A 17,523-nucleotide genomic window follows, 5' to 3' on the forward strand; every position below is an offset into this window, starting at 1 on the left:
CGAAGGAAGCCATCGGCCTGCGCGGTGGCGACATCGACAAGGATGGCGTCGTATGGGGCTCAGGCTCGAGCGGCCATCTGATCGCGTTCGACCGGCGTAAATGCAAGGGACCGCTGAACGGCCCGACCGCGACCGGCGATCATTGTCCGGAAGGCTTCACGCTGCACCGCTATCCGGGGCCGGGCTTCGAAGGTTTCGAGCAATACAGCGCCGAGGCGAGCTATTACACCTGGGTCGATCAGCACAACGCCGTCGGCCTCGGCGAGAATATCCCGATCTCGACCGCCAATCTTCAGGACGGATTCGTCGCGTTGAAGGACGGCAGGATGATCCTGATGCGCGTGCCTTATCCCATGGGCTTCTACGCCAAGGGGCTCGATGCGCGCATCGACGATCCGAATGCGGGATGGAAAGGGCGCGGCTTGTGGAGTTCGAGCGGTGACCGCACGCCGTGGCTGAACGAACTCGGCAAGGGCGCACGGCCGATGGCCGTGCAGATCCAGGTCAGGCCCGATCCGCTGGCGAAATAACCGGCGGTCCCGGAGCGCGGCGCGCGCGCCCGTCCAGCTTGGCGGACGCCAGGCCGGGCGGCGCTGCTTTTGCAGCCGGACCGGTTGACGAGAGGGCCGCCTGGTGGTTCCTCTCGGAGCCGTAAGCGGGAGAGGTCGAATGAGCTGGTTCAGCCGCAAGCCCCCGGTGGTGCACAATCTGAAGCCGGAAGATGTCGCGCGTGGCATTGCCGAGGGCCGCATCCTGCTGGTCGATGTGCGCGAGCCGAACGAGGTCGCCGTCGAAGCCTATCCGGATGCGGTCGTCGTGCCGTTATCCACATTCGACGTGGCGCAGATTCCCGATCCTGGTTTCAAGCAGGTGGTGTTTGCCTGTCGCTCGGGCCGTCGTTCCGTGACGGCATCGCTCGCCGCCCAGGAAGCGGGTCTGCCCCATGACTCTCATCTCGAAGGCGGGATCATTGCCTGGAAAGAGGCGGGTCTGCCGACCAAAACCGGATAGGTTCGAAACATGCTTTTATTGCGAATGACCCGCGCGCTCGCGGCGGCTGCCGCCATTGTTCTGTGCGCCTGCGCATCGCCGGCGATGGCGCAGAATCAGCGTGTCCTCAACGTCTATAACTGGTCCGATTACGTCGATCCGCAGGTGCTGCAGGATTTCACGAAGGAAACCGGCATCAAGCTCCGCTACGACACGTTCGACTCAAACGACACGCTGGAAGCCAAGCTGCTCGCCGGCAAATCCGGCTACGATGTCGTGGTGCCGACCGCATATTTTCTCGAGCGGCAAATCAAGGCCGGCCTGTTTCAGAAACTCGACAAGTCGAAGCTGCCGAACCTGAGCAATGTGTGGCCGCAGATTGCAGAGCGGCTTGCGACCTACGATCCCGGCAACGCCTACGGCGTCAATTACATGTGGGGCACCACCGGCATCGGCTACAACGTCAAGAAGGCCAAGGAAATCCTTGGCGGCGCCGTCCCTCAGTCCTGGGACATCGTGTTCAAGCCGGAGAACCTTGCGAAGTTCAAGGATTGCGGCGTGATGATGCTCGACTCCGCCGACGACATCATCCCGGCGGCGTTGCATTACCTCGGACTGGACCCCAACTCGACGGCGCAAGCCGATCTCGACAAGGCGGCCGACCTGATTGCGAAGGTCCGCCCTTTGGTGCGCAAGTTTCATTCCTCGGAATATCTGACCGCGCTTGCGAGCGGCGAGATCTGTCTGGTCGTCGGCTGGTCCGGAGATATCAAGCAGGCGCAGAAACGGGCGGCGGAAGCCAAGGCCGGCGTCGAAGTGGGATTTGTGATCCCGGCGACCGGCGCGCAGATGTTCTTCGACAATTTCGCGATCCCCAAGGACGCGCGCAACGTTGTCGAAGCGCATGAATTCATCAATTACATGCTGCGGCCGGAGGTGGCGGCGAAGAACACCAATTTCGTCGCGTTCGCGAACGGCAATCTGGCGAGCCAGAAACTGATCGATCCGGCGATCCTGAACGACAAGGCGGTGTATCCCGACCCCGAAACGATGAAGCGCCTTTATGTCGTGACCGCGCGCGATCAGAAGGCGCAGCGCCTGGTCAACCGGCTCTGGACGCGGGTGAAGACGGGGCGCTAACGCCGGTATTCCGGGGCGCGGAGCCCCGGACCAGCCGCCAAGGGGCTAGCGCCAGCGGCGGTGCAGCCAGAGCCATTGCTCCGGGTGTTCGCGGATCCAGCCCTCGACGACGGTTGTGATCGCCTGCATCGTGCCCTGCACGTCGATCCGGCCTTCGGCATCGCGCACCGGAGGGATTTCTGGTGTCAGTTCGACGAAGAAGCGGTAATTCGGCTTGCGCACCACCCGCACGCCGTGGATCGGGCATTCGATCTGCCGCGCCAGTCGCGCCAGCAGCGGATTGGCGTTGGTCTGCCGGCCGAAAAACGTCACCGGGACGCCGCGCACGTAATATTGGTCGACCAGCATGCCGACATGCAGGCCTTCCTGCAGCGCTTCGGCGGCTTTCAGGGCCCCGTCCATCCCGGTCTTGATCAGCCGCCCCATATTCACGCCGCGTGTCGCCATCACCATGTCGGCGACCTTGCCGATATTCGGCGCGCGATAGACCGCCGCACTCGGCAGGTTGTGCGCGGGGCCGGGCAGGGCGGGCATCTCCCAATTGGCGAGATGCGCAGCGAACACCAGGGCCGGCTTGCCGTCATCGCGCAACTGAATGAAGCGCTCCTCCGACGCCGGATCGAAATCGATATGGCTGCTGCCGCGATTGTCCGGATCGTGATCCCAGATCCGGTCGAGATGGGCGAATTCGATCCCGAGCCGTCCGAGATTGTCCCATACGCCGAGCAGGATCTCTTCGATCTCGGCGTCCGACTTTTCCGGAAAGGCCATCCGCAGATTGGCGCGGCCGATCTTGTGCTCGCGCAGCCTCGGTCCGACCTTGCGCATCACGGTGGCCGCGAAATCCGACATCCGGTGTGGATCGGTCCAGCGCAGCATCCTGATCATGCCGACCGCGGCATTGCCGACGACGACGTCGCGGACGGCGTTCGGAATGCGGATGCGCATCAGGCCAGTCGTCCTCGCGGACGCGGGGTGCCATATCCACCGCTCTGCAATTTGGGTCCCCGTTTGCGCGGCGACAACGACGGCTTGAGGACGGCGGGCATCACAGCGTGACGATCACCTTGCCGAAGACCTGCCGCGTCTCGAGCCGCTCCAGTCCTTTTTCGAACTGCTCCAGCGGCACCTCCATGTCGATGACCGGCTTCATGCCGCCGGCCATCTTGTCGAGGCTCTCGCGAATGTTCTGCATGGTCGCGCCGAACGAACCGAAGATCTTGTATTGCTGCTGGAACAGCTGCATCAGATTCATCTGCACCGTCGGTCCGGCCGTCGAGCCGCACGTGACGAGGCGGCCGCCGCGCTTGAGCACCAGCAGCGAGCCGTTGAAGCCTTCGCCGCCGACATGCTCGAACACGACATCCACGCCCTTCTTGTTGGTCAGCTTGCGCGTGATGGTCTCGAACCGGTCCTTGCGATAGTTGATGACGTGATCGGCGCCGAGCGCCTTGGCCTTTTCCAGCTTGGCGTCATCGCCCGCCGTCGTGATCACGGTGCAGCCGATCGCCTTCGCCATCAGGATCGCGGTCGAACCGATTCCCGATCCTGCCGCATGTACGAGCACGGTCTCGCCGGGCTGGAGCTTGGCATTGTCGAACAGCATGTGCTGCACGGTCGAGAATGCGACCGGCGCGCAGGCCGCGTCCCGCATCGATACGCCGGCCGGCACCGGGATGACGAGGCGTTCCGGCATGTTGAGGAGTTCGCGCGCAAAGCCGTCGACATGGAATCCCATCACGCCGCCGACATTCTCGCACAGATTGTCGCGGCCCTCGACGCAGGCCTTGCACTTGCCGCAGGTGAGCGCGCCATACATCACGACCGGATCGCCGGCCTTGAATTTGGTGACGCCGTCGCCGACCGACACGACTTCGCCCGCGGCCTCGACGCCGACCACCACCGGGAAGGCGCGCTTGGCGAAGGCCATGCCGCGATAGCCCCAGAGGTCGAGGTGGTTCAGTCCGACCGCCTTCACGGCGATCTGCACCTCGCCGGCGCCGGGCGGCGGCGGGGCGGGAAGATCGACGAGGTCGAGCTTGCGGTCGGCAATCAGGGCGAGCGCACGCATCGGCGCTGGTCTCCAGTGCAATGGGGGAGGAAACGGGTGCCTTGCCTATCGCCGGGGCAAGGCGGGCGTCAACCCTGCGCGATCAGCGAGGGCCACCCCGTCCTTCGAGACGGACGCTGCGCGGCCTCCTCAGGACGAGGTGGGTGTCACGCCGCGGCCCGGGGAAAGCCCTCAGGCCGGTTCGCCGGTGATGACGAGGCAGGTATTCTGGCCGCCGAAGCCGAACGAGTTGGAGATGACGCGCCGCACCTTGGCATCGCGCGCCACATTCGGCACCACGTCGAGCGGAATCGCCGGATCGGGCACCTGATAATTGATGGTCGGCGGAATCCGCTGGTTGATGATGGTGAGCGCCGAAACCACCGCCTCGATGGCGCCGGCCGCGGTCAGCGTATGGCCGATCATCGATTTGTTGGACGAGATCGGAATATCCTTCAGCCGCTCGCCGAACACGGTGGAGACGCCGAGATATTCCATCTTGTCGTTTTCCGGCGTCGAGGTGCCGTGCGCGTTGATGTAGTCGACATCGGCGGGCGTGACCCCGGCATCGGCAAGCGCATAGCGCATGCAGGTGATGACCGGCTTGCCGTCCGGACTTGAACGCGTGCGATGGAAATTGTCGGCCTTCTCGCCGCAACCCTCGACCACGGCGAGGATATTCGCGCCGCGCGCGACCGCGTGGTCGTAGCTTTCCAGCACGACTGCGCCTGCGCCTTCGGCCAGCACGAAGCCGTCGCGATTCTTGGAGAAGGGCCGCGAGGCGCCGGCTGGCGCCGCGTTGTTCGTCGACAATGCGGACAGCAGCGAGAACCGCACCACCGATTCCGCGGTGATCGATCCGTCGGCGCCGATTGCGAGCGCCGCATCGCATTCGCCGCGCTGGATCGCTTCGACGCCGAGCTGGATCGCTGTCGCGCCCGAAGCGCAGGCCGTGGTCAGCGAGATCGGCGAGCCCTTGGTGCCGAAATGCTCGGCGAGCCGCTCAGGCACGACGCCGTATTTCGATTCCTCGTAGAAGGGCCGGAATTGCGGCTTGCCCGCGGCGCGGACGAGATCGGCATATTCGATCTTGTCGTTGGCGCCGGACGCATCCGCGAGCGCATAGCGTTGCGACCATTCGATCTCGATCGGCGGAAAGGCCAGAAAGAACGGGCCGGGAAAATCGCCCTTGCTGATGCCGGACTGCTCGATCGCCTCATTGCCGGCGAGCCGGGCCAGCTTCTCGGACAATTCCGAGGACACCATGCCGTCTTCATAGACGTGATCCACCGCGCCGGAGATCGTCGTGCGAAGGCCCTCGGTCGGGAAGCGGGTGATGGAGCGGATGCCGGATTCGCCCGCGGTCAGGCGCTTCCAGTTGTCCTCCTTGCCGGTTCCGAGGGGAGAGACGATGCCCATGCCGGTGATGACAACGACCGGACGGCCCTTCTTGTCGCGCAATCCTTTGCCCGCCATTCGCATCTCCTTTGAGCGTGGTCCGGTTGAACGGAGCCTATCCGAACTCGCTCATCCCCGCGCAAGCGGGAATCCAGCGTTCCTGGTTATGGGTCCCCGCCTTGGCGGGGACGAGCGGAGGAGGGGAGGCCCCACTCAGCTTACCGCATCATGCGCTAATCGATGCGCTCGATCAGCGCCAATCCTTCGCCGCGCCAGTGTCCGACATTGGTCACGACAGCCTGCCGAACGCCGCCGGGCGGCGTCTCGCCCGTATCGCCGCTGCCATAGGCCGGAAACAGCGTGCCCTGACGAACCGCCTGACAGCCGATCGCGATATTGGCCAGAAACTGCGCTTCCATGCCGTTGCCGATATAGGAGGCCGTGGCGCGGACCGGGAGGCCGATCGTGTCGAGCGCCTGATGCTCTTCCCTGGTCGCGGGTTCAGCGCCGGACGCGCCGGAAATCACGACGCCGGCGTTGCGATCCACCAGCGATTCGATGGCCTTCCACTCGTCCAGCAACGTGGCGGTGGTATCGCCGGGCTGTCGCGGATTGCGGTTCGATTGCACGCTGGTCAGCCGCGCCACCGGCTTTGCGCCCCGCTTTTCCGCATGGGCGCGGCTTTCGATCACGACGAATGCACCCATCGCGGCCAAGGCCAGCGCGCCCTCGGGTCCGCGATCCCAGACCGGACGGAATGGCGGCTCGAGCAGCGGCGTGCCGAGGCTGAACAGGAGGACGAGGTCCCACCGCGTGCCGTTATAGGCGCCGCCGACAAGGCTGATCTCGCTTTGCCCCGCCGCGATGCGGGCATGGGCGACGCGCAGCGCATCGGCGCCCGAAGCTTCCTCGCCCATGAAGGTGCGCGAGGAGCCGACCACGCCATGCACCAGCGAGATGTTGCCGGCGAGCAGGTTTGGAAGCTGGGCGAGGAACAGCGTCGGGCGCAGATCGCTCATCAGCCGTTCGTTGACGAAGGCGTCGCGCTTCTCGATCTTGCGCAGGTCGGTGAGGATCGCGGTGTCGACCGAGACGTCGCGCTCGCCGCCGCCGGCCGCGACGATCATGTCGGTCTTGTCGAGGATGTCGGTATTCTTGGCGATGCCGGCGTCGGTCAGCGCAAGCCCAGCGGCATAGACGCCGATCCGCTGCCAGGCTTCCATCTGGCGCTGATCGCCCTTCTTGGGGATCTGGCTGTCGAAATTGATCGGCTGGGTCGGGAAGGTGATGTACGGCGCGAACGTCTCGTCGTCATAGGACGGCGGGCCGCCGGCCATCAGCTTGTCCCAATGCTGATCGAGCCCCTCGCCAAGGGCGGAGACAAGTCCAACGCCGGTGATCCAGACATCCTGGCGGTCGCTCACGGCTTCATCCTTGGCCTTGGCTGGCTGGCTTGCGGAACTGCTCCAGCGGGAAATCGAGCTGCCGCGCCCAGGTCACCATGGTGTTCTGGAATTCCGGGCTCGGATAGGGGATGAGCCGGTAGGTCAGGCGCGCATCCGCAATCGGCGTGTCGCCGGAGCGAATCTTCCCGTCCGCGATGGCGAAGCCGGACCCGTCGTGAACGATCTTGCCTTCGGTCGAAAGCTGCATGCCGGGGAACACCGCGCCGCGCACCTTGGCGTCCTTGACGCCCGCCAGCACCGGCAGCCCGGTGAAGCCGGTGATCGCGCTCACCAGCCATCCACAGGTTTGCGCCATGTTTTCGATCAGGAGCACCCCCGGCATCAGCGGATAGCCGGGAAAATGGCCCTCGAAGACCGGGCTCTGGTCCGGAACGGTGCTTTCCGTGCGAATCCATCGTTCGTCGGCTTTCACCTCGACGAACCGATCGAGCATCTGAAAATATTCAAGCCGCATGATCGCCTGCGCCTGTTCGCAACGGCCTGAAGGAACGAACCGACAATCGCATTCGGCCGCGTCTCAGGCGGTGCTCTTGGCCGCGATCAATTCGTCGATCCGGGCGCAGAGGTTTTTCAACACAAAATATTGGTCGGTGGTCGCCTGACCGTCGTTGATCTGCTGAGTCCACTGTTCCAGCGGCAGCTTGATCCCGAAAGCCTTGTCGATCGCGAATGCGATGTCCAGAAAATCGAGACTATCGATCTTCAGATCGTCGATTGCGTGGCTGTCCGGCGTGATCGTGTCGCGGGGAATATCGCACGTCTCGGCAATGATATCGGCGACTTTATCGAAAGTAGTGGACATCGGTGCTCTCAGGATCGCGGGCAGGCGGCGGACGCCCAGTGGAGGGACGGCTTAAGTCTGCCGCTTTCGGGGTTTGGCAAGCCCTATAGCGAAGGCGGGCCGCAAGTTCAACGGCAGTACGGTCCGTTTCGGCCTTGTGTCGGGCCTGCCAATTCCCTAACCAGCAGCCCGCAACCCGGCCACGATGGACGATGACCGACCTGCAGGTCAAAAAGCGCTGTGTTTTCTTCCTGGGCGGCTATGAGCCGATTCCCCCGGCGCGGCAACACGAACGGTATATTCGCGAGCTTGCCCGCTCGGAACGAACCTGGTCGGTGACGACGGAGGTCGGCCCGCTGGAGCTCGACCGCGGGCGCATGATCGGAACATGGCGGATCGCCGCGGGGGGGCCGAACTGGAAGACCGAATCCGAATATAATTCACTGTTGTGGGACGACTTTGTCATCGCCGACTTTGCGCGCCCGACCTGGCGGCGCCTGCTGCTCGCCGTCACCGCCTTCGGCGATTTCCTCCTGACCGGAACGGCATTCCGGTACTTCCGGTTCAACTGGCGGTACGGGCTGTTCTTCGCCTACCCAGTGTCGTTGCTTGTCGGGTTCGTGGCACTTTCGATCTATGTCGCGTCCCTGCTGGTCGGTCTCGGGCTGCCGCTGCCCATCCTCACCGGGCCGCTGGCGGCGATCGGCGTCTTCGTCCTGTTGATGATGTGGCCGGGCCGCTTCGTGTTGCTCGAATACATGATGGACGACTGGATTTTCGGGCACCAACTGGTGCATCGGTCGCGGGAAGGCTTCGATTCGCGCCTGGAAGGATTTGCGCAGGCGCTGGCGGAGGTCTTGCGGCGCGACGATTATGACGAAGTCGTATTCGCGGCCCACAGCCTCGGCTGCGCGCTGAAGGTCGCGGTGGTCGACCGGGCGCTGCAGCTCGTCCCGGAATTCGGAAAAAGCGGCAAGCGGCTGTGGCTCGTGTCCACCGGCTCCTCGCTCCTGAAAATAGGCTTTCACCCGAAAGCCGGATGGCTGCGCGAGATGGTCGGGCGGGTCTCCGCGCATCCAGGAGTGATGTGGATCGAATATCAGACGATGGCCGATCCGATCTCGTTCTATAAGGTCGATCCGCTCGCGGCGATGAAGTTACCGCAAAGTCCGAATTTCCTGATCCGGCGCGTGCATATCCGCGACATGCTGCAGCGGGCCACCTATCGCAGGTTCAAGGCGAACTTCTTCCGCCTGCATCGTCAACTGGTGATGGGCAACGAGAAGCGGTATTTCTACGATTACTACATGATCTGCTGCGGGCCGCTGCCGCTCGAGATGCGGGTGTTCGCGCCTGAAAAAGTGGTGCCGAGCTTCGGGCCCGATGGCAGCCTCAATACAACTCATGCGGAGGGAACAGCGTGACGCTCACCATCGCCAAAACGATTCTCGTGATCGGGGCGGTCGCCTGGTTCATCATTCGCTGGCCGCATCAGCGACGCTCTTGGAAGACCAAGACGCGGCTCGATCGCCGCACGACCCGAGAAAAAATCCTTCTGACCTGCTCCTTCACCGGCTTGGGCATCATCCCCTTCATCTACGTCGTATCGGGGAGGCCGCATTTTTCTGATTACCCGTTCCAGCCCGTAATGGCCTGGCTCGGGGCGATCATCTTCGCCGTCGCGCTGTGGCTGTTCTACCGCGTCCACAAGGAGCTTGGGCGAAACTGGTCGGATTCGCTCGAAGTGCGCGAGCAGCACAAGCTGGTCACCGACGGCCTGTACCGGCACGTGCGCCATCCGATGTACACGGCCTTCTTCCTCTGGGCCGTAGCGCAGGCCCTGCTGCTGCCGAACTGGATCGCCGGACCGGCCGGACTGGTGGGCTTCGGAACGCTGTTCCTGTTCCGGGTCGGCCGGGAAGAGCAGATGATGCTCGACAATTTCGGCGACGATTATCGCGAATACATGCGGCGGACCGCCCGGCTGATCCCCGGAATCTACTGATCCGGATCGTGGCATACCGGCAACACCGGTAAATGTTCACATTGAAAGGTTTGTAGTCAGGTGGCGTTCCGCCGGGTGGCTGTTGTAAACCTGAGCCCGATGGCGGGCGATTCAGGGATGGGCCCGATCAACAAAAAGACTGGAGCATCGGGTCCAATGACCGGGATCAGACAGCGTTGGTTGCTTGTGCCCATCGTTCTTTCCGCCGTGGCGCTGGCAGCGCCATCGCAGGCGCAGACGACGGCGTCCACTGAGCGATCGGCCCCCAAATCCTCGCAGAAGCGCACAGTCGCGCCGCAATCCAACGGCCACGTGTATCTTTTGCGCGGGCTGATGAACATCTTCTCGCTGGGGATGGACGATCTGGCGTCCAAGATCCAGGCTAGGGGCATCAGCGCGAGCGTTCACAATCATTCCGAATGGCAGGTCCTCGCCGACAATATTGCGGTGCAATATAAAGCGCGCCAGCACGGTCCGGTGGTCCTCGTCGGCCATTCGCTCGGCGCCGATGCCGTCATGTACATGGCTGAATATCTCGGCAAGAAGGGCGTGCCGGTCGCGCTCGTGGTCCCGTTCGATGGCACCGGCTCGTTCGCGGCTTCGTCGAATGTCGGCCAAGTCTATAACCTGACACAGCGCGACTACGCCTATATGCGGCGGGGCAACGGTTTCCGTGGTCAGCTCCAGAATGTCGACGTCAGCGGGCAGGGCTACGGACATATCGACATCGACAAGTCCGCGCGTCTGCATGCGATGGTGATTTCGCGCATCCAGGGCGTCATTCGGTCGCGCGGGGGACCGCGTCCGGTCGACGAGGCCTCGCCGGCCCCACGGACGCGGCCTGCGGCGTCGCCCGAAGCTCCGGCGGTGAAGCCTGTTTCTGGCGATGCTCCGCCCGCTGCGGCGCCAGCCGCTCCCGGCCCGAATGCGGCCGTCGCCCCTCAGGTGAAGCCGGTCGGCGTGTCCGCCACTGCGGCGGTGAGCCCGGCAGCTGCGCCGGCGACCACCGGAAGCACCAGCGAATCGGCGAAGCCGTCGACCGTGGCGCGGCCGCAGACGTCCGAAACGCGGGTCAGGCGCGCCCCGGCAACGTCCGAGAACGGGCAGAAGCCGGCTTTGCGCTTCTGACATTCGTCTGACCACGGTCGGCTGCGCTGATGCGTGGCCGGCGACAGGCTCCATCTTTAGTCATTCAGGACGGTCGTACCGCGCACGACGGCGGCGATCCTCGCCTGACCGGATCTTCCGCCATCCGGGAACGAACCGGGCTTCACGCGCTTTCGTCATCGTCATTGCGATGAGAGAAGCGGATGATTGGCCAGGCAGCGGGCGGAGCGCTTTTTCTCTTCATTGGGCTTAGTCCGGCCGGCGCCATGGACGGAATCGCATCGGTCTATGGCTTCAAGGGCGACAAACACGGCGGCGGAAGGACGGCAAGCGGTGGTGGTGCGGATCAACGACCGCGGCCCTTCGTGCGCGGGCGTGTGATCGACCTGTCGCCGCGTGCCGCGGCGGCGCTCGGCTTTTCCGGACTTGCGCCAGTGACAATTTCGCGCGCGAGTGCTTCTGGCGGCCTTGCGCGGCAATAACTAGCGCGACGGCCCTGTGGTTTCGACCGGCCCGCAACCGCGTTTGCCGGTCAGCACGCAATCCTGCGTCTTGCGCAAGGTGGTGATGGTATCGGCGAGCCAGACGCCGGCGGCCACGAGGCCGACGACGAACAGAAACGCGATCACATTGACAACCATGCGGTGACGGAAGTCGTCCGGCTCGTCGCTCTGTTCGAATTTATCGAGATCGACCGACGGCACGTGCGGTTGCCGGCCGCTCTGTCCCGGCTGATATCTGCGCCTTGTCTGCAGACTGACGACGCGATCGTCGTCAGTCGCTGATGACATGTGGTCCGGCATCCCGTGGTCCGCTCTTGCCAGGCCTTGTTAGCACGAACCGGCCCGGACGGACACCGCTCCCGGGATCAGGAGGGATCGGGCTCCAGCATGCCGGACTTGAACAGCACGCCCGCCACCGCGGCTCCGATCAGCGGTGCGACGATGAACAGCCAAAGCTGTCCGACCGCGGCCGGATTGCTGCCATAGCCGACCAGAGCCGGCCCGATCGAGCGCGCGGGATTGACCGACACACCTGTCACGTTGATGCCGACGATGTGGATTGCCGTCAGCGTCAATCCGATCGCCAAGCCTGCAAAGTGAACGGGCGCTCTGCCATGGGTCGAACCCAGGATGCAGACGAGGAACAGGAACGTCGCCACGACTTCGAACACGAAGGCGGAGGTCACGTTGTATTGCCCGAGATAGCCTGCGCCCCAGCCGTTCTGGCCGAGACCGCCATTCCAGCCGCCGGCCTTGCCGGACAGGATGAGATAGAGCACCGCCGCGCCTGCGAGTGCGCCGAGAACCTGGGCGATCACGTAGCCGACGAATTCGGCGGCGGACATGCGGCCGGCAATGAGGACGCCGAAGCTCACCGCAGGATTGACGTGACAGCCGGAGATCGGCCCGATGCCGTAAGCCATCGCGACGATGGCAAGGCCAAACGCAAAGGCGATTCCGGCGATGTCGATCGCCGTCGGTCCGCTGCCCATGCCCGCAATCACTGCGGCGCCGCAGCCAAAAAACACGAGTGTGAATGTGCCGATGAATTCGGCGAGCAATTTTTTCATCACGATGGTCCCCCGGTAAGACTCAAGCCCGACGACCATCGTTCAAAACAACGGCTATGCAACCGCAATTTCGGAATAGCTGATCAAAGAAGCGCGACAGCGGCAACGCAATACCGTAATCGACCGCGCATTGCGACGTGACGGTATGAATCGGCGCCGCTGTCCGCTCCTCTATCGGATCGTCACGCGCCCCGTGGCTCTGCAAACGGATAGGTTTGGCCTTCGGGCAGCGGCACCCGGAAGACGTTCAGGGTCATCGCAACAAGCGTGTAATAGCCAAGGATCCCGACGAACTCGACCATGCCGGCATCGCCGAACAGGGCGTGCACGCGTGCGTAGGTCTTGTCGGCGACCCGCTTCGTCTTGTGCAGCTCGGCGATGAAGTCGTAGATCGCACGCTCCTCCTTGCCGAGCCGCGGCGTCCGCCCGGTTCGCAACGCTTCGATGGTGGCCGCCTTCACGCCGGCTTTCTGCGCGATCGGCGCATGAACCCAGAATTCGTATTGCGAGCGCCAGAAGCGGGCCAGGACGAGGATCGTGAATTCCGACAGACGCGGTGGCACCGAGGTCTTGTAACGGCAGAAGGCGCCGAGCTTCTGGGCGAGGTCACCGTATTCCGGCGCCTGGAGGAAAACGGCGAATGGACCGCCGAGTGGACCCGAGCCGCGTGTCTTGCGGATGTCCTTCAAAAGCGATTTCTGCTTCGGCGACAGGGTGCTTTCGGCCGGAATCGTCAGGCGCGGGGCGGGAAGAGCGGCCGACTTGCGCGCCCTTTTGACTTTCTTCGTCATGTCGTCGGTGATCCTTGATTGGTGAGCGGCTCTGTTTCTGACATGCCATCCGCGACCGGCAAAGGGGAGCCGTGCGCAATCGCGCTGTTTGGCGCTACACTTGCCCCCGCGGCTTCCTGGTCATCGAAAGCACGGAGGAGCATGTGCCCGCCGAACGTTTTGATTTTCTGAACGACCGTGGCGAGCGTTTATCGGCCTTGCTTGACCGTCCGGCCGGCAAGCCGCGTGCCTATGCGCTGTTCGCGCATTGCTTCACATGCGGGAAGGATATTCACGCCGCGAAAAGGATCGCAGCCGGGCTGACGGCGCTCGGGATCGCGGTGCTGCGCTTCGACTTCACCGGCCTCGGCTCCAGCGAGGGCGAATTCGCCAACACCACCTTTTCGTCGAACGTCGCGGACCTCGTTGCGGCAGCGCGGCACATGCGCGAACAGGGGCACGCCCCGGCGATCCTGATCGGGCACAGCCTCGGCGGCGCTGCGATCCTAGCGGCGGCGGATTCCATCCAAGAGGCGCGCGCCGTGGTGACGATCGCCGCACCGGCCGATCCGGCGCATGTCACGCATATGTTCCGCGACAGCATCGATGCCATTCGCCAATCCGGCAGGATCGAAGTCTCGCTGGGCGGACGGCCGTTTCACATCAGCCGGGAATTCCTGGACGACATTGAATCGCAGAAGCAGTCCGGACGGATCGCCAGGCTGCACAAGGCGCTTCTGGTGTTCCATTCGCCGACTGACGAGGTGGTCGGCATCGACAATGCGACGGCGATCTTCATCGCGGCCAAGCATCCCAAGAGCTTCGTGTCGCTGACCGGCGCCGACCATCTCTTAAGTCGCAAGGACGATGCGGCCTATGTCGCCAATGTCATCGCCGCCTGGGCGGAACGTTATCTCGATGCAGCGATGCCGAGCGACAATCTCGCGGCATCCGAGGGCGTCACCGTCACGGAAACCGGGGACGGAAAATTTCAGCAGAGGATCAGCGTCGGCCGGCACTCGCTGCTGGCGGACGAGCCTGTTGCGCAGGGCGGGCTCGATTCTGGGCCAGGTCCGTATGATCTGCTGCTGGCAGGCATCGGCGCCTGCACGTCGATGACGGTGCGACTCTATGCGGACCACAAGGGCCTGCCGCTGCAACGCATCTCGGTGAAGCTGACGCACGAGCGCATCCACGCCGCCGATTGCGAAGACTGCGAGACCAGGGAAGGCAAGATCGATCGCATCGAGCGCGTGCTGACGCTCACGGGCCCTCTCGACGCCGACCAGCGCAAGCGGCTCCTCGAGATCGCGGACAAATGCCCGGTGCACCGCACCCTGACGTCGGACATCAAGATCCGGACAACCGAAGCGGGCTGACGATCCTGCGGCGCGTGAGTTCAGGCTTCTCCGAATACGCGGCGGAAAATCGTGTCCACATGCTTGAAGTGGTAGTCGAGATTGAAATTCTCGGCGATCTCGGCCGGGCTCATCCTGGCGGTCACGCGCGGGTCGGCCTGAAGGAAGGCGAGGAAGTCGCCTTCGCCGCGCCAGACCTTCATCGCGTTGTCCTGCACGATGCGGTAGGCCTCTTCGCGCGAGACGCCCTTGTTGGTCAGCGCGATCAGCACGCGCTGCGAATGCACGAGGCCCCCGAGGCGATCGAGATTCTTCCCCATATTCTCAGGGTACACGACCAGCTTGTCGATGATGCCGGCGAGGCGGTTGAGCGCGAAGTCGAGCGTCACCGTTGCATCGGGGCCGATCATGCGCTCGACCGAGGAATGCGAAATGTCGCGCTCGTGCCAGAGCGCCACGTTTTCCATCGCCGGCAACGCATAGGCGCGCACCATGCGGGCAAGACCGGTGATGTTCTCCGACAGCACCGGGTTGCGCTTGTGCGGCATGGCCGAGGAGCCTTTCTGCCCTTGCGAGAAAAACTCCTCCGCCTCGAGCACCTCGGTGCGCTGCAGATGCCGGATTTCGGTAGCGAGCCGCTCGATCGAGGAGGCGACAACGCCGAGCGTTGCGAAATACATCGCATGGCGGTCGCGCGGGATGACCTGGGTGGACACCGGCTCGACCGTCAGCCCCATGGCTTTCGCGACATGCTGCTCGATGCGCGGATCGATCTGCGCGAAGGTGCCGACGGCGCCCGAGATCGCGCAGGTCGCAATCTCCTTGCGCGCGGCAATCAGGCGCTCCTTCGCGCGATCGAATTCGGCATAGGCCTGCGCGAGCTTGAGCCCGAATGTGGTCGGCTCGGCATGGATGCCGTGCGAGCGGCCGATGGTCGGCGTGAACTTGTGCTCGAATGCGCGGCGCTTGAGCGCTGCGAGAAGCTTGTCGGTATCGGCGATCAGGATGTCGGTCGCGCGCGCGAGCTGCACCGAGAGGCAGGTGTCGAGCACGTCGGATGAGGTCATGCCCTGATGCACGAAGCGCGCCTCGGGGCCGACGATTTCGGCGAGATGGGTCAGGAACGCGATGACGTCGTGCTTCACTTCGGCTTCGATCGCGTCGATCCGGGCCACATCGAAGGTGGCGGCGCTGCCTTTTTCGCGGATCGTCCTTGCCGCGTCCTTCGGGATCAGCCCGAGCTCGGCCATGGCGTCGGCGGCATGCGATTCGATCTCGAACCAGATGCGGAATTTCTGTTCGGGCGACCAGATGGCCGCCATCTCGGGGCGGGTGTAGCGGGGGATCATCGGCGGCTCTCGATCGGCAGCTTGCAGCGGAGCCGTCGCCTAACACAGGGGCGGGCGGCGGCAAACCCTGTCCGCGCGATCAGCGGGTTTTGCCCCTTCGAGCGTCAATAGAGCCCGTAGGTTTCCCACTTATCTTCCGGAATCGGGTTTCCGATCTTGTAGGAGAAGGACGACACGGCGGTGTGGTCGGCCGTCGCCTTGCAGGTGAAGGAATACTGGTACCACTTGCCCCTGCTGCGGAACGCGCCGCCGGTGCCGGTCACGGTGTCGCCTTTGAGGACCGGCGCGGACAGTGCGTAGATGATCGCGCGGTCGGGGCGGTGCGGGTTGTTGTCCTTGTGAACGCGCGCCATGGTCTCCATGGCGCAGACCTGCTCCAGCCGCGTCGTAGGATCGAGCGTTTCGAGCTTCTTCTGGGCGCCGCTGCTCTCAGCGCCACTCGGCAATGTGAAGAGGGCAGCGAGATAGGCTGCCACGAGAATCCGCTTCATGAAGATAGTTTGGACCTATTCCAGATCAGACGATGATTCGGAGCGAGCGGATCATACCGTGCCTGGCTGGCCGTTTCGCGCCGCCTGCAGGTGCCTTGCGGCCTCCTGTGGATCGGCGAGATCGCGGAATGCCAGCTTGCCGGTATAGTCGACGTCGCGATGCCGCGTCGGCATGCCCGACGCGAAATACAGATGCCCTCCCTTCTTGCCGGCGGTCAGGATCTCGAAGTCTGCATCCATGCGCTCGAAGGGGCAACTCAGAAAATCCGGCCGTATCCCCTTGCGTGCGATCAGCGCGCGCTTGTTGGTGATCGCATAGATCGTAGAGCGGGCATCGATCGCCATGATGATCGGCGCCGCCACCATGGCGATGCCGACCATCGCGAGCGGCAGGGCGATCGCGGCGGACGCGCGGCCGGCGAAATAAAGGCTAAGGGTCCCGGCGCACCACGGGATGCCGATCCACCAGAGGAACAGCTTGTTGCGCAATGTGACGATGGTGTCCGGCCGGACCGCGTAGAGGACGCGCTCGCCGGGCTGCAACGTGTCGGCAAGCTCGGTCAGGGCATGGGCCGGTGCGATCACGTCGCTTCGCCACGCGCGCCAATGTAATTCAAATCAACCTCACAACCCATGCGTTTGCCGATTTCGTCGGAGTGTTGCACAATTTCTAGATTAGCAAGTAATGCCGTGAGGTTATCATGAAAATAATCCAGATCGTACCGTGGGATTCCGGTCGCCTTTACGGGGCAATAGTGAAGAAAGAGGCCGCAATTCGAAAGGCCAACAAAGGTACGTTTTTCCGCGTTTCGCGAACGGCCAATTCGACGAAATGGCAGCACAAAAATTACAAGGGCTCGGTGAAGTTACAAAAAGCTCTTTCAGGAATAATTACTGCAGAGGTGACTTCAAGACTGCACGATCAGGAGTCGCGATTGATGGAAGCATTTCTTGGATGGGTTGGTCGTCATTTCGGAAATCAGATAGCAACAATTAATATTCACTATCGTGACTAGTAATCACGTCGCTTCGCCGCGCGCCAGCG

General features: G+C 63.5%; 20 protein-coding genes and 1 pseudogene. 9 read left to right on the plus strand and 12 right to left on the minus strand.

Going from position 1 to position 17,523, the window contains the following annotated elements:
• The 3 genes and pseudogenes from VN004_RS06490 to VN004_RS06500 form a co-directional block, all read left to right on the plus strand.
• A pseudogene (locus tag VN004_RS06490) lies at positions 1 to 530 on the plus strand (carboxypeptidase regulatory-like domain-containing protein); the annotation flags it as partial.
• A 139-nt stretch (positions 531 to 669) separates the two neighbouring features.
• The gene (locus VN004_RS06495) at positions 670 to 1,011 is read left to right on the plus strand and encodes a rhodanese-like domain-containing protein (protein WP_325608160.1); all 342 of its coding nucleotides are present in this window, start codon (positions 670 to 672) and stop codon (positions 1,009 to 1,011) included.
• Between the two features lie 9 nt (positions 1,012 to 1,020).
• Positions 1,021 to 2,130, plus strand: coding sequence for a polyamine ABC transporter substrate-binding protein (locus VN004_RS06500; RefSeq protein ID WP_325608162.1), 1,110 nt, complete (start codon positions 1,021 to 1,023; stop codon positions 2,128 to 2,130).
• Between the two features lie 45 nt (positions 2,131 to 2,175).
• On the opposite strand, the gene VN004_RS06505 is transcribed toward VN004_RS06500, so the two are convergent.
• The 6 genes from VN004_RS06505 to VN004_RS06530 all read right to left on the minus strand — a co-directional run bounded on the left by VN004_RS06505 (position 2,176) and on the right by VN004_RS06530 (position 7,846).
• The gene (locus tag VN004_RS06505; RefSeq protein WP_325608164.1) at positions 2,176 to 3,078 is read right to left on the minus strand and encodes a lipid A biosynthesis lauroyl acyltransferase; all 903 of its coding nucleotides are present in this window, start codon (positions 3,076 to 3,078) and stop codon (positions 2,176 to 2,178) included.
• Positions 3,079 to 3,178: 100 nt separating this feature from the next.
• Entirely contained in the window at positions 3,179 to 4,201 is a 1,023-nt protein-coding gene (locus tag VN004_RS06510) for a zinc-binding dehydrogenase (protein ID WP_325608166.1), read from the minus strand.
• Between the two features lie 171 nt (positions 4,202 to 4,372).
• Positions 4,373 to 5,656, minus strand: coding sequence for a beta-ketoacyl-ACP synthase (locus VN004_RS06515; RefSeq protein WP_325608168.1), 1,284 nt, complete (start codon positions 5,654 to 5,656; stop codon positions 4,373 to 4,375).
• Positions 5,657 to 5,811: 155 nt separating this feature from the next.
• Positions 5,812 to 7,002, minus strand: coding sequence for a beta-ketoacyl-ACP synthase (locus VN004_RS06520; RefSeq protein WP_325608170.1), 1,191 nt, complete (start codon positions 7,000 to 7,002; stop codon positions 5,812 to 5,814).
• A gap of 4 nt (positions 7,003 to 7,006) precedes the next feature.
• Complete coding sequence (locus VN004_RS06525; protein ID WP_325608172.1) at positions 7,007 to 7,498, minus strand: 3-hydroxyacyl-ACP dehydratase FabZ family protein; 492 nt, start codon at positions 7,496 to 7,498, stop codon at positions 7,007 to 7,009.
• 63 nt (positions 7,499 to 7,561) lie between these two features.
• The gene (locus VN004_RS06530) at positions 7,562 to 7,846 is read right to left on the minus strand and encodes an acyl carrier protein (RefSeq protein ID WP_325608174.1); all 285 of its coding nucleotides are present in this window, start codon (positions 7,844 to 7,846) and stop codon (positions 7,562 to 7,564) included.
• Positions 7,847 to 8,037: 191 nt separating this feature from the next.
• Between VN004_RS06530 and VN004_RS06535 the strand changes: the two genes are divergently transcribed.
• From VN004_RS06535 to VN004_RS06550, 4 genes are all read left to right on the plus strand, one after another.
• A complete protein-coding gene (locus VN004_RS06535) occupies positions 8,038 to 9,249 on the plus strand; it encodes a hypothetical protein (RefSeq protein ID WP_325608176.1) in 1,212 nt (403 codons plus the stop codon).
• Positions 9,246 to 9,830, plus strand: a complete 585-nt coding sequence (locus tag VN004_RS06540; protein ID WP_325608178.1) for a protein-S-isoprenylcysteine O-methyltransferase — start codon at positions 9,246 to 9,248, stop codon at positions 9,828 to 9,830. The genes VN004_RS06535 and VN004_RS06540 overlap by 4 nt, the downstream gene beginning before the upstream one ends.
• A 156-nt stretch (positions 9,831 to 9,986) precedes the next feature.
• Positions 9,987 to 10,958 carry a thioesterase domain-containing protein gene (locus VN004_RS06545; protein ID WP_325608179.1) on the plus strand — a complete coding sequence of 324 codons (972 nt, stop codon included), beginning with the start codon at positions 9,987 to 9,989 and terminating at the stop codon, positions 10,956 to 10,958.
• Between the two features lie 182 nt (positions 10,959 to 11,140).
• Positions 11,141 to 11,419 (plus strand): hypothetical protein, encoded by a 279-nt coding sequence (locus VN004_RS06550; RefSeq protein WP_325608181.1) that lies wholly within the window; start codon positions 11,141 to 11,143, stop codon positions 11,417 to 11,419.
• Here the strand turns inward: VN004_RS06550 and VN004_RS06555 are convergent, their stop codons facing one another.
• The 3 genes from VN004_RS06555 to VN004_RS06565 form a co-directional block, all read right to left on the minus strand.
• Positions 11,420 to 11,728 (minus strand): hypothetical protein, encoded by a 309-nt coding sequence (locus VN004_RS06555; RefSeq protein ID WP_325608183.1) that lies wholly within the window; start codon positions 11,726 to 11,728, stop codon positions 11,420 to 11,422. It abuts the gene before it with no gap.
• Positions 11,729 to 11,805: 77 nt separating this feature from the next.
• Entirely contained in the window at positions 11,806 to 12,510 is a 705-nt protein-coding gene (locus tag VN004_RS06560; RefSeq protein ID WP_325608195.1) for an aquaporin, read from the minus strand.
• Between the two features lie 182 nt (positions 12,511 to 12,692).
• Positions 12,693 to 13,301, minus strand: coding sequence for a carboxymuconolactone decarboxylase family protein (locus VN004_RS06565; protein ID WP_325608185.1), 609 nt, complete (start codon positions 13,299 to 13,301; stop codon positions 12,693 to 12,695).
• A 143-nt stretch (positions 13,302 to 13,444) separates the two neighbouring features.
• Here VN004_RS06565 and VN004_RS06570 point away from each other — a divergent pair, with 143 nt between their 5' ends.
• Complete coding sequence (locus VN004_RS06570; protein ID WP_325608197.1) at positions 13,445 to 14,659, plus strand: alpha/beta fold hydrolase; 1,215 nt, start codon at positions 13,445 to 13,447, stop codon at positions 14,657 to 14,659.
• Positions 14,660 to 14,679: 20 nt separating this feature from the next.
• Here VN004_RS06570 and purB read toward each other — a convergent pair whose 3' ends face one another.
• The 3 genes from purB to VN004_RS06585 all read right to left on the minus strand — a co-directional run bounded on the left by purB (position 14,680) and on the right by VN004_RS06585 (position 17,063).
• Positions 14,680 to 15,987 carry an adenylosuccinate lyase gene (purB, locus tag VN004_RS06575; protein WP_325608187.1) on the minus strand — a complete coding sequence of 436 codons (1,308 nt, stop codon included), beginning with the start codon at positions 15,985 to 15,987 and terminating at the stop codon, positions 14,680 to 14,682.
• A 104-nt stretch (positions 15,988 to 16,091) separates the two neighbouring features.
• Positions 16,092 to 16,478 (minus strand): DUF930 domain-containing protein, encoded by a 387-nt coding sequence (locus VN004_RS06580; protein WP_325608189.1) that lies wholly within the window; start codon positions 16,476 to 16,478, stop codon positions 16,092 to 16,094.
• A gap of 51 nt (positions 16,479 to 16,529) precedes the next feature.
• Positions 16,530 to 17,063 carry a hypothetical protein gene (locus tag VN004_RS06585; protein WP_325608191.1) on the minus strand — a complete coding sequence of 178 codons (534 nt, stop codon included), beginning with the start codon at positions 17,061 to 17,063 and terminating at the stop codon, positions 16,530 to 16,532.
• A 116-nt stretch (positions 17,064 to 17,179) separates the two neighbouring features.
• On the opposite strand from VN004_RS06585, the gene VN004_RS06590 reads away from it, so the two are divergent.
• Positions 17,180 to 17,494, plus strand: a complete 315-nt coding sequence (locus VN004_RS06590; protein ID WP_325608193.1) for a hypothetical protein — start codon at positions 17,180 to 17,182, stop codon at positions 17,492 to 17,494.
• Positions 17,495 to 17,523: the final 29 nt, after the last annotated feature.

Source organism: Pseudorhodoplanes sp. (genome assembly GCF_035565855.1).
In the GTDB taxonomy this organism is placed as follows: Bacteria; Pseudomonadota; Alphaproteobacteria; order Rhizobiales; family Xanthobacteraceae; genus Pseudorhodoplanes.

What these genes read in the sequence shown, in the direction of transcription:
- VN004_RS06495 (WP_325608160.1), top strand. Translation starts at nt 670, where the DNA reads ATGAGCTGGTTCAGCCGCAAGCCCCCGGTGGTGCACAATCTGAAGCCG.
- VN004_RS06530 (WP_325608174.1), bottom strand. Translation starts at nt 7,846, where the DNA reads ATGTCCACTACTTTCGATAAAGTCGCCGATATCATTGCCGAGACGTGC.
- purB (WP_325608187.1), bottom strand. Translation starts at nt 15,987, where the DNA reads ATGATCCCCCGCTACACCCGCCCCGAGATGGCGGCCATCTGGTCGCCC.
- VN004_RS06580 (WP_325608189.1), bottom strand. Translation starts at nt 16,478, where the DNA reads ATGAAGCGGATTCTCGTGGCAGCCTATCTCGCTGCCCTCTTCACATTG.
- VN004_RS06525 (WP_325608172.1), bottom strand. Translation starts at nt 7,498, where the DNA reads ATGCGGCTTGAATATTTTCAGATGCTCGATCGGTTCGTCGAGGTGAAA.
- VN004_RS06515 (WP_325608168.1), bottom strand. Translation starts at nt 5,656, where the DNA reads ATGGCGGGCAAAGGATTGCGCGACAAGAAGGGCCGTCCGGTCGTTGTC.
- VN004_RS06550 (WP_325608181.1), top strand. Translation starts at nt 11,141, where the DNA reads ATGATTGGCCAGGCAGCGGGCGGAGCGCTTTTTCTCTTCATTGGGCTT.
- VN004_RS06500 (WP_325608162.1), top strand. Translation starts at nt 1,021, where the DNA reads ATGCTTTTATTGCGAATGACCCGCGCGCTCGCGGCGGCTGCCGCCATT.
- VN004_RS06590 (WP_325608193.1), top strand. Translation starts at nt 17,180, where the DNA reads ATGAAAATAATCCAGATCGTACCGTGGGATTCCGGTCGCCTTTACGGG.
- VN004_RS06505 (WP_325608164.1), bottom strand. Translation starts at nt 3,078, where the DNA reads ATGCGCATCCGCATTCCGAACGCCGTCCGCGACGTCGTCGTCGGCAAT.
- VN004_RS06555 (WP_325608183.1), bottom strand. Translation starts at nt 11,728, where the DNA reads ATGTCATCAGCGACTGACGACGATCGCGTCGTCAGTCTGCAGACAAGG.
- VN004_RS06560 (WP_325608195.1), bottom strand. Translation starts at nt 12,510, where the DNA reads ATGAAAAAATTGCTCGCCGAATTCATCGGCACATTCACACTCGTGTTT.
- VN004_RS06545 (WP_325608179.1), top strand. Translation starts at nt 9,987, where the DNA reads ATGACCGGGATCAGACAGCGTTGGTTGCTTGTGCCCATCGTTCTTTCC.
- VN004_RS06565 (WP_325608185.1), bottom strand. Translation starts at nt 13,301, where the DNA reads ATGACGAAGAAAGTCAAAAGGGCGCGCAAGTCGGCCGCTCTTCCCGCC.
- VN004_RS06510 (WP_325608166.1), bottom strand. Translation starts at nt 4,201, where the DNA reads ATGCGTGCGCTCGCCCTGATTGCCGACCGCAAGCTCGACCTCGTCGAT.
- VN004_RS06535 (WP_325608176.1), top strand. Translation starts at nt 8,038, where the DNA reads ATGACCGACCTGCAGGTCAAAAAGCGCTGTGTTTTCTTCCTGGGCGGC.